The sequence below is a fragment of the Algoriphagus sp. genome, from assembly GCF_029254265.1.
GTDB lineage: Bacteria > Bacteroidota > Bacteroidia > Cytophagales > Cyclobacteriaceae > Algoriphagus.
Window position 1 is genome coordinate 1 of the sequence record NZ_JAQWXX010000031.1, and the last position, 10,430, is coordinate 10,430.

Annotated in this window: 8 protein-coding genes and 1 pseudogene; 3 read left to right on the top strand and 6 right to left on the bottom strand. The window is 40.3% G+C overall.

Going from position 1 to position 10,430, the window contains the following annotated elements; all coding sequences use genetic code 11:
- Positions 1–97 (top strand): annotated as a pseudogene (locus P8O16_RS04430) (IS1595 family transposase); the annotation flags it as partial.
- 150 nt (positions 98–247) lie between these two features.
- Complete coding sequence (locus P8O16_RS04435; RefSeq protein WP_300311267.1) at positions 248–754, top strand: hypothetical protein; 507 nt, start codon at positions 248–250, stop codon at positions 752–754.
- A gap of 328 nt (positions 755–1,082) precedes the next feature.
- Here the strand turns inward: P8O16_RS04435 and P8O16_RS04440 are convergent, their stop codons facing one another.
- From P8O16_RS04440 to P8O16_RS04460, 5 genes are all read right to left on the bottom strand, one after another.
- Entirely contained in the window at positions 1,083–2,843 is a 1,761-nt protein-coding gene (locus tag P8O16_RS04440; RefSeq protein ID WP_300311268.1) for an APC family permease, read from the bottom strand.
- A gap of 469 nt (positions 2,844–3,312) precedes the next feature.
- Entirely contained in the window at positions 3,313–4,179 is an 867-nt protein-coding gene (locus P8O16_RS04445; RefSeq protein WP_300311270.1) for a hypothetical protein, read from the bottom strand.
- A 113-nt stretch (positions 4,180–4,292) separates the two neighbouring features.
- A complete protein-coding gene (locus tag P8O16_RS04450; RefSeq protein WP_300311271.1) occupies positions 4,293–5,594 on the bottom strand; it encodes a dienelactone hydrolase in 1,302 nt (433 codons plus the stop codon).
- Between the two features lie 185 nt (positions 5,595–5,779).
- Entirely contained in the window at positions 5,780–6,682 is a 903-nt protein-coding gene (locus tag P8O16_RS04455) for an NAD(P)-dependent oxidoreductase (RefSeq protein ID WP_300311273.1), read from the bottom strand.
- A gap of 66 nt (positions 6,683–6,748) precedes the next feature.
- Positions 6,749–7,390, bottom strand: a complete 642-nt coding sequence (locus P8O16_RS04460) for an MOSC domain-containing protein (protein ID WP_300311275.1) — start codon at positions 7,388–7,390, stop codon at positions 6,749–6,751.
- 258 nt (positions 7,391–7,648) lie between these two features.
- Between P8O16_RS04460 and P8O16_RS04465 the strand changes: the two genes are divergently transcribed.
- Positions 7,649–9,862, top strand: a complete 2,214-nt coding sequence (locus tag P8O16_RS04465; RefSeq protein WP_300311277.1) for a DUF5916 domain-containing protein — start codon at positions 7,649–7,651, stop codon at positions 9,860–9,862.
- A 267-nt stretch (positions 9,863–10,129) separates the two neighbouring features.
- Here the strand turns inward: P8O16_RS04465 and P8O16_RS04470 are convergent, their stop codons facing one another.
- The gene (locus P8O16_RS04470; RefSeq protein WP_300311279.1) at positions 10,130–10,300 is read right to left on the bottom strand and encodes a hypothetical protein; all 171 of its coding nucleotides are present in this window, start codon (positions 10,298–10,300) and stop codon (positions 10,130–10,132) included.
- Positions 10,301–10,430: the final 130 nt, after the last annotated feature.

Here is a 10,430-nt window from a genome sequence, read left to right on the forward strand (position 1 = left end):
CCGAATTAATCGCTCCCAGAACAAAGACACCATCTTCAATAATCTAATCATCAGAATGGTAAAAGCAGATAAAATGTATATCTCAAATATGATATGATGTTAAGCGGACACCTCTATTCGATTAAATATGGACCTAAGCTGATTTAGGAAAATCAATTTTTTTAATAAAAAAGAATGAAAAATACCCTGTACAGGGTATAAGATGGCGACCAACTTTCCTTATTTTAGAAAAATAAAATTTCAGAATATGACTAGCAAGACCCAAAAACCATTCAATCATCTCAAAGGAATTATTTATGGAATCAGCGGTGACGGAAGAATCACCAGAGGAGAATTTGACGAGATGAAACTCTGGTGTCAAGCCCATGAAGGACTTAGCACTGAAGCCCCATTTAAAGAATTTTATTCTGAGATTAAAGAAATCCTGGGCGGAGGCACCATGACTTCGGAGGAAATATGGGAACTGAAAGCGATTCTCGATAAACATGAAAACCATCTCAGCAATTCAGAAAGTATAGAAGCAAAACTTCAGTTTCTCCAAGGTCTATGCTACGGGATTTTAGCCGATGAGGAAATCAATAAATACGAAGTGGATATGCTTCGAAATTGGCTTGAAGAAAACAATTCTGTTTTAGATCGTCAGCCTTTTAAGGATTTACATCAACTTCTAAATGAGGTAATGACCGATAACAAAGTAGATACCGAAGAATATCGAAAACTGAAAAGCTTTTTTATGAAGGTGCTGGAGCTGTGAGGGTAAACCTTTTCGAGGTTTTATTAAAAATTGATCAAAATCCAAATTACAGGATTTTGAAAAAAAGGAGTAAAACAAAATAAGGACAGTAATTATGCTGTCCTTATTTTGTTTCATCTGTTTATAATTTGATTTTTATAGGTCATATGGAATTTCGCATTGTTCATAATCATCCCTCTGTGTGTCGAATACAACATGCTCGATTTCATGTGTTTATAATTTGATTTTTAATGGCCACATGGAATCTTCGCAAGCCTTCCCCGATAGATTTCGGGGCATACCTCTGTGTATCGCTTTGGGTCATGCTCGATTTCATCTCAAAGAAGAATCAAATAATTAGCCTTACTCCTCCAAGCTCTTCAACCTTATACGGGAAGCGATCACCTGGAGATCCTATAAACATAAAGTTGATTGGGATTCCCCATTCAGCAGATAATCTATTGATTAACTTGGGACCAAAATTATCATCTACCTCAATAAAATCAATTTTGATTTTCGGGTATTCCCGGTCCACGACATTAATATCATTCCTAAATTGATCGGTAATTGGATTGCCGTTTTTAGTTGCAGTCACCACCTTTAATTTCTTTGTATGCTCATTCCTTTGGATGTATAGCATCACCTTGTTCAAGGTTTCCACATCATCATTCTTTGTGAAATAGACAAACTCCTGAGAGTTTATTTCATCAATTACTGAAAGTATATTCTTGTCAATTTTAAAAACTAAAGCTCTAAACGGATCAAAGATGGTATGCATCAGTTTTAACAAGAATTTCAGCAGTACCGTACGATTTAGCATGATCACGATAAAGACAATAGAAGGAATAAAATATTCTAAGAAGACAGAAAAATTACTCGGAACTCCCTCTATTGGCTCCATTAATATATTTCCGGCCAATGCGATAAAAACGGCAATGATAGCAATGATAATCCCTAACCAACCTGCCTTTTCGGGCCTAGGCAATCTTGCACGTCTTACTTTAAGTAGGATATTCCCTATCCCAAAAAGTGCCATGACTGACAAAAATGAAATGGTGTATACTCCAGCCAAAAGCTTCACCTCACCATTTGTGATCAATAAGACTGATATGGTTAACAGCAGGAAAATGATAATAATCCGATAAGAACTCCCTCGACTGTTTTTCTTTAAAAAAAAGCCAGGTAAAATCCGATCTAAGGCCATTCGTTCAAGCAAACCTGTCACTCCAACAAAGCTGGTCAGGACTGCTCCACTTAAGACCAAAAAGGCATCAATACCAATCACGATGGCCAGCCAATCTCCACCTACATGTGATGCCATTTCTATTAGCAAAGTATTTTGGTAAGAATCACTTTGAAGAATTGGTAAGGCAAAAAGTGCCAAAGCAAAAATGGCAGTAAGTGGATTAATCACGCTAACCACAATCCACATGTATTTGAGTGTCTTAGGAAAAACACCTTTTTCCTGCTCCTCTACAAAGTTGGCAGAACTCTCAAAGCCTGAAACGCCCAACATCGAAGCAGCAAATCCAAGGAAAATAGCATTTGAAATACTTCCTCCAGTGGTGGGGAAACTCCAATTTTCAAGAAAAATTGAAACTCCGTTTGAAAAAAGAAATACTAAAATAAATCCACTCAATAGCACAAAAGACCCCAAATGGAAAAGGAAAATCCCAATGGCTACTTTGGCAGATTCTGAAACTCCCCCAATGGTTAACGCCCCAAAGAAGCCAAGCAAAATAATAGTAGCAATAATAATAGGAATCGCCGGTATCAGGTGATGTAAGTAATGAATAGCTTCATTGGCAGAAATAACGGCTGTAGCCATGTAAGACAACAAGGTCAAAGTAGCAGCAAATGAAGCAACCGATTTGCTGGTAGTATTGAGTAAGGCATTGTATGCGCCTCCATTTAGCGGCAAGGCGCCGACGACTTCCCCATAGATTTTCCGAAAAAGAAAGAGTACAAGAGAGACAATGAGTAAGGTAATCCATGCAAACTGTCCAGCAAATGCAATTGCCAGAGCCGATACGTATAAAACGGAGGAACTGATGTCGTTTCCGCAGATTGCAGTAGATGCCAAAACGGATAGTTTCTTATGTTTTTTCATAAACCTTTATCGCTTTTTCTTTTTGTGATAATCCTATTTGGGAATCTCCAAGCTGCAAATGAAATTAGTGTGAATAACCACAAAATAGAATACTAGTATTAAATTGATTTTTTTAACTGAATCCTCATCAATCAATTCAACTCAAAGAATACCGCAGAACAATTTTTTGGATTGAAACCTTAATATAAAGTAAATAAAGCATGGTTCCTATGGACAAAAGTCACTCACCCCCTACAAAAGAAACCACTCAAATGATAAGTAATTCAAGTAGAATCTTATTTCCAAATCAGTCTCAATTCCAGATTCAATTTGATTAATCCTTCAATATTTGAAGATTAATTGGAGCCTCCAATTACTGGAAAAACAAACTAGAGAATATAAATTTAATGGGTTCGGTTACAGCCTGTACTTTTAAAGATTATCATAATTTGATAGGAACTTACAAGAATAAAGTGCTCGGCATTTCTTGTTATTTTTTTGAAAAATATTGAATCAAATCACTCTCAGCAGCAAGGTATCCAAAGGAAGAAAAGGCTTTCTCCTCTACAAGTTTCTCCATCAATTGCTTGGCTCGAATTGTATCCCCATGATACAAATACCAATTTGCTACTCCGTAGGTTACCGCATCATTGGAAGGATTGCCGGGGCCTTCCTGGGTGAGGGAGTCCACAGGAATCCAACCTTTGTAAAGATGACACAGATCTGCATAGCTCTGGTTTTCGATCACAGTAGAATCTCTACTGATCGGAGCCAAAAGTGAATCCGCTTTTGTCGGATTACCCAGGCGCTGCTGGATCATATACAACCAATGTGTAGCAGACACAATATTGTCGTAGTGATTTCCACTTTCGCGACAGCGGAGGTATGCTTTGTAGGCTTTTTCATAGTCATGAGTGAGGTAATAGGCTAGCCCCAGGTGGTACCAAATATTCCCATGAAGCGTGCTGACAGGGATATTTTGAGCATTAGGTATCCCATCAGGCTCGATTTCATTTTCAGTTCCCTCGATCAGACTCGCCGCTTGCTCAAAATCTGCAATTGCTAAATCATATTCCCGCAAACTGATGTAGCGATGTCCACGGTGACGGTAGAGTCGAGCTTCATTTGGAAACTGGGTTATTCCATTGGTATAAATCGAAATTGCTTGACGATACTGACCCAGATAAGCGGTGCGTCGCCCGTACCAGATGAGCGCATCCACATCTTCTGGATTTGCTTCGAAAGCTGCTTTCGCCTCTTCATATTTCGCCAGAGCATTCTCCCCGGGAGCCGGAATTATAAAGGTCTTACCAAGAGGAGTAGTGAAAATACTATTTCTTTGAAATTCGACTTTCATTTCCGTGGAGGCTTTTTGCTTACAGGAAAAAGTGAGAAAGGATATAAGAAGGAGGATTGGAAGGTAGGTTCGCATCGGACAATTGTTGATTGGCTTTACAAAGCTTCTATTTTTTAATTAGCTGATTGATGGTCCAACTCAAGCCCTATGGAGGTTCGCGGCTTAAAGCCCGGCCAAACTTTCATCTTAGCCTCTTCTGTGAGGTATAAATATGGTTTGTAATCTTCCTTCCCTTTTAGATGAATCCCAAGAAAAGCAGTGACAAAGTGTTGATTGATATTATTAATTCGACGCATATCCCAAACCGAATCTGCATACCTCAAGTATTCGTCTATTGGTCTTCCTGCTTCCAAAGCTTCTGCTGGAGGAGGATTTGGAGCTGTATTATGCCGTGCATCAATGTAAGTGAGTAAGATACGGTCTGAGTTTACGGCTCCTTCATAGATCGCTTTGGTACCATCCTCATAGCCTGAGATATCATCCTTACTCCCTGCTATAAACAGTGAGGGGATTTTTATCCCCGCGAGTCCTTCCGCATTCCAAACTCCTCGCTGCATTCCCCATGGTGCAAAAGCAACTACTACCTTGATCCTATGATCGATTGAGGCTTGAAATTCCGGATTTCCAATAGTTCGCTTCTCTAAAGCTTTACTTCCACTTGTTATTGAACCAAACAGCTGGGAGGCCTGCGGACTATATCCGGCTCCGACTACATTTATCGCTCCATAGCCACCCATCGAATAACCGATCAACGCGGAATTATCCGAGTCCACTAAACCATTTAAAAACGAATCAGCCTGCTTTGACATCCTTGCGATTTCATTTAGTACAAAGAGGTCATCCAGAGAACGATTAAGCAGGGTGCTTTGGAAGCCTGCCGCATCTTTAAATGTCGCTTCGGTATGATCAATCGCCACAACCACATAGCCTTTGGAAGCTAGATTTTCAGTCAGGTAAGTCATTAGGTAGCGAGAACCTGTGTATCCGTGAGATACAATCACCAAAGGGAAGGATCCGGCACTGGATACTGGTTTTGAATTTCGGGTAGCCCGGCCTAGAAAAGTAAAAGGAATAATAGGTCTGGTAGGCGAACCGTTTTGACCCATCACTTCGTCATAAGAGATCAGGTCAGTGCCTACGGCATTGGCCGGATACCACACTTCGATCTTCAGCGGTCTATTATAGAGCGAGTCCCCTCCTTTTCCATAATTGAGAATATTGAGTTGATTCTTATTTAATAAATCTAAGGTTTGCACGCCTACGGCATACTCCCCTCTAGCTGCCAATTCAGGGGCGTCCGGTAGCAAATCTCCATACACAAAGGTTTTGGGAGTAGTCTGCCCAAAAATCTGTGCAGGCAAAAAGATCAAAAGAAAAGAACCTAGGATTACTGCAAAGAAGTGTTTGTAAGTCATTTTTGGGTTTGTTGGTTGGGTTAATGATTTTCGAATTGTAGAAACACCTTTCAAAGTACTTGGATAAAGATACAAATCCCTTGAATTATTGAGGTTTGAATTAGGGATGGCTGATATGCTTCGAGTTGAATTAGTTGTTGATTACGGTTAGTGGAGACAAGACCGAGGCTAAACTATTCTAGAAATCAAACCTCCTTCACATATTTTCTCCAGTTGTGCTGCTCTTTGAAGCCTAGGACCTCCTTGATTTTCCGATTGGAAAATAAGGCTTCATGCTCGCCTAATTCACGGGTAATTGGCACTCCCGGAAAAAACCGCTCAGCCAATTCCTTACTAGGAATAATAGCACCGTTGTGATCGTTTCCCGCATTGAATACCTGATAACCCAGCCCGTCTTTTTTCAAGCATAAATCCACGATCTGACCTAAGTCACGCGCATCGATGTAACAGAAGGCATTTCTGCGGCGCACTTCCGGATGCTTGAAATAATGGGGAAACAACTCAGTGTATTCATGAGGCTCAATCACATTTCCAATCCGAAGGGCGTAAATATCAAACCCCGAACGTCGCTGAAAAGCTCTCGCTGTTTTTTCATTAACCACCTTTGATAAGCCATAGCTATCCATAGGATCCACATCGTAATCCTCCTCTAAAGGCAACGAATGAGGATTAGTTTGACCATCTGAAAAACAGATGCCATAAGTGGTCTCCGAAGAAGCGATGATAATCTTCTTGATTCCAAGCTTTACTGCGGCCTCGATCACATTGTAGGTACCGACCGTATTAACTCTAAAGGTTTCATTATCCGGATTGATCAAGATTCTCGCCACGGCGGCAAAATGTACCACCGCATCGAATTTTGGAACACCGGTTCCTAGTTCCAACTCATCAAAGTTGGCATATGAATTCATGGCATTGAACATCTGTCCAGAATCAGTAATATCTGCGATCAAATTATCTACACCAGGATAATTCAGCGGCTTCAAGTCCACATTCATCACACGATGTCCCTGCTCCAATAAATAGGGAATGACGTGCTTTCCTGCTTTTCCTGATCCTCCGGTAAATAGTATTCGCATCTTTTTCATTGTTTTGGTTTTGGTGAGAATTGTTAAAATTAAATTTTGAAATGGAATTTTGAATACAAGTGGATATTATAATTGGTCAAGAAATGATTCAAACCAAATTCGCTTTTTGGGAGGAATAGCTTTACTTTTTGCCGCGATTCGTACTAAAGCTTGATCCTTTTCTTTGGCATGGACCAATTGAAATAGATCCGCAACAGTCAAACTTTTTTCCGGGCGTTCAACCAGTTTAAATTCATCATTGACGCGGACATAACCTTCCTCCAAAATACTTAGATAAGTGCCTCCGTAACCATGTTGGACAAATTGCTTAATGACTTGTTGTGTTCCAAATTTCACCCCAAGCTTGTAGCAAGGCTCTCTGTATTGGGAAACTTGCACCAATGCCTCCCCTACTTGATAGGTATCTCCCAGATAGACTTGATTTTCGTCAAAATCAGCAAGAGTGAGATTTTCTCCAAACATTCCCCAAGTCCAGTCAAGATTGGGAAATAGGTTTTTCCAATAGGGATATTGCTCAGCTGAAAAAACATAGCAAGCCTTGTAATATCCTCCGTGATTGAGCCGATTGGAAACCTCATCGCTCAGCACATCATTTTTTGTCAGAAAGATCGGTTGATCGGTTGGATATTTGTAAATGCCTGTTCTTTCTTCTTTTCCATTCCAAATAAAAGTGGTTGGCTTGCCAATATTGGTGGAGATGATTTTCATTTCTGAGGGATTGTTTTTTTAAATAAACTTAGAATTCCATTTTATCAGTCTAGCGTGGTATCTAAGGTAAGCTGTCTTACAATATCTCCAAATCAGTAGTATTTCTAACGTTTTATCCTTGAAAAATGTCGCTTAAATAAAATAATCACCTCATTCAAACTTGTTTTAGACCACTGAGTTCTAAGCGAACACCAACCAACAGGAACCGCTGAAATAAAATTTATTCAGGGGCTAATCCAATTCGAATAGTTTTGCACCATGTTTAGAAAGGCCCTCTCCCTTATAGGACTTGTACTTTGTACCACTACCGCTTTCACCCAAGACATTGTTTTTAAAAAAATTAATACGCCCATTCTTATCGATGGAGAGATAGACGCGATTTGGGCAGAGGCAGATTCTGCCTATGATTGGATGCAATACTTCCCTTATGATTCTTCTTTGGCGGTGAACCAGTCGGTAGCCAAAGTACTATACGATGATAAGAATGTATATGTACTGGGGATTATGCACAATGCTTCAGATGACCGTGAATATGTAACCCCATCACTCAGACGAGATTTTAGAGGAGCCGCTAATGATAACTTTACTGTCATCTTGGACACTTTCCAAGATCGAACGAATGCATTCACCTTTGGGATCAATCCTTTTGGAGTTCGTCGTGAGGGTTTGGTAGCGAATGGTGGAAGTGGTGAGAGTTCATTTAGTCTAGACTGGGACAATGTCTGGAGAGGAGAAGCCAAGATTTATAAAGGATATTGGGTAGCGGAAATTGCCATTCCGCTAAACTCCCTTCGGTTTAATGAAGGGCAGAACAATTGGAATATAAATTTCTACCGAATTGATAGTGAGAGTGCCGAAAGGTCCACCTGGGCACCTATTCAGCGAAATTTTACGCTCTTTAATCTGGCTTCGCTGAGAGAGGCAGAATGGGAAGAACCTACCAAACGAAGCGGAAAAAACATCTCCTTTATTCCCTACCTAGCAGGTAATTACAATCAGAATTTTGATGAGGTCCAGGATGCCCAAAAGGGTTTAAATGCAGGTTTTGATCTGAAATATGGAATAACTCCCGGGCTGAATCTGGATCTGACGGTAAACCCTGATTTTTCACAGGTGGAGGTGGACCAGCAGGTCACTAATCTAGATCGTTTTGAGATTTTCTTTCCGGAGCGCCGGCAGTTCTTCTTGGAGAATGCAGATCTATTTGCCAATTATGGCCAGCGTGGAAATACGCCCTTTTTCAGTAGAAGAATTGGCGTATCTCGGGATGAAAGTACCGGGCAGAATATCGAATCCGCTATACCGCTAGGGGTTCGACTCAGTGGAAAAGTAAATGATAATCTCCGTGTGGGTGTCTTAAGCATGCAAGTGGCGGATGACGAGTCGGCTAGTTTACCTTCCTACAATTATTCCATGGTTTCAGTACAGCAAAAAGTTTTTGCAAGATCAAATATTTCGGCTTTTCTAGTCAATAAACAGACCTTTAAGGATCCAAAAGAATATAGCGATAGCCTCTATAATGAGTGGGACAGAACCTTCGGAGCTGAGTATAACCTAGCCTCTTCGGACAACAAAATAAATGGTAAGTTCTTCTACCATCAAAACATTAATCAAGCGGATTTAGACAGCGCATTTACCACAGGGATGGAACTTCAATACAGCGTGCCTGAATGGTCACTAGATATGCGTTCTCAAATAATAGGCGCTAATTATGCCCCGGAGGTAGGCTTTGTACGAAGAAGGGATATCCAACAACTTGCTATGACCTACAGAAGAAGTTTCTTCCCTTCTTCTGGCGGGGTTCAAAGACATGGCCCTGGTTTAGATTTTGATGTATTGGGCAATGAAACCTACGGAGTTCTAGATTGGGATGCAAACATCCTCTATGATATTACTTGGCGGTCCTCGGCTTCATTTTCCATGCGTTTGCGAAGGCAATACACTTACTTATTCGATGGTTTTGACCCGAGTGGAACAGACGGAACCCCTCTACCTGCCAATTCGGAATACACCAATAATCTGATTATTGCTCGATATCGTTCTGATGAGCGGAAGAAATTGTCTTATGAATTGAGTACTCGCTCAGGTGGATATTTTAATGGAACAAGATGGAATCTTGAAGGAAGTATTCAGTGGCGCTATCAGCCATTGGGTTTTACCAGTATTGATTTTGCATACAATGGCATCCGCTTGCCCGATCCCTATAATAACGCAAACCTATTCCTGATCGGCCCAAGATTTGACTTTACTTTCAGTAAATCACTCTTTTGGACCACATTTGTCCAATACAATAGTCAAATTGATAACGTAAATATCAATTCCCGTTTGCAGTGGAGATTCGCCCCGGTTTCGGATTTCTTCTTGGTTTATACCGACAATTACCTTGCAGAAAGTCAGGAAGGATTTATTCAATTCGGTGGTTCAAAATCCCGCGCACTGGTATTCAAGATGACCTATTGGTTGAATTTATAGTGGGAACTGGGCTGACTTGGCTTAAAAATTTGGGGTTTTGGAGTTTGGTTTTTGTGGGAGGGGTTACGGTTTCTGGTTTTCGTTTGGTTGGCTTTTGAAACCGAAAACTGTTTACCAACACCAAAGTTTATTCATTGCTCAAATGTTTTTATCCACACTGTCTGCCCACTAACGCAAAACCCTTGATAGCGGTTCGTTGCTTTTATGCCTTCTGTTTTGTTCTTACCATATTATTTGCAGTCAGCTTTATTGCCTTTGGTCTTTGTGTTAATTGTTAAATTTCCATTCCCATACCTCACCATCTTCTGGGTCAGTAACAACACTAACAAATTCATAATTATTTTTTTTCAAAACTTTTGTAGAGGCATTTTCTTCCATAAGAGTTCTTGCTGTTACTTGAACTTTCGGGTCAGCTTTTATTGAAAGTTCTGTCAGCAATCTACATGCTTCTGTTGCACTAAACCTGCGGTAGTTTTACCGAGTAGCAGCCAGAAAGAGGTAACTTTTTAATTCATTCTTAACCTCATATCAATCATGAAAAAAAAGAGAACCTCCTCCAGACTGCTTG

Excerpts from the sequence above, each read along its gene's own strand:
- P8O16_RS04445 (WP_300311270.1), bottom strand. The coding sequence starts at position 4,179 with ATGAAAGTCGAATTTCAAAGAAATAGTATTTTCACTACTCCTCTTGGT.
- P8O16_RS04450 (WP_300311271.1), bottom strand. The coding sequence starts at position 5,594 with ATGACTTACAAACACTTCTTTGCAGTAATCCTAGGTTCTTTTCTTTTG.
- P8O16_RS04455 (WP_300311273.1), bottom strand. The coding sequence starts at position 6,682 with ATGAAAAAGATGCGAATACTATTTACCGGAGGATCAGGAAAAGCAGGA.
- P8O16_RS04435 (WP_300311267.1), top strand. The coding sequence starts at position 248 with ATGACTAGCAAGACCCAAAAACCATTCAATCATCTCAAAGGAATTATT.
- P8O16_RS04465 (WP_300311277.1), top strand. The coding sequence starts at position 7,649 with ATGTTTAGAAAGGCCCTCTCCCTTATAGGACTTGTACTTTGTACCACT.
- P8O16_RS04440 (WP_300311268.1), bottom strand. The coding sequence starts at position 2,843 with ATGAAAAAACATAAGAAACTATCCGTTTTGGCATCTACTGCAATCTGC.
- P8O16_RS04460 (WP_300311275.1), bottom strand. The coding sequence starts at position 7,390 with ATGAAAATCATCTCCACCAATATTGGCAAGCCAACCACTTTTATTTGG.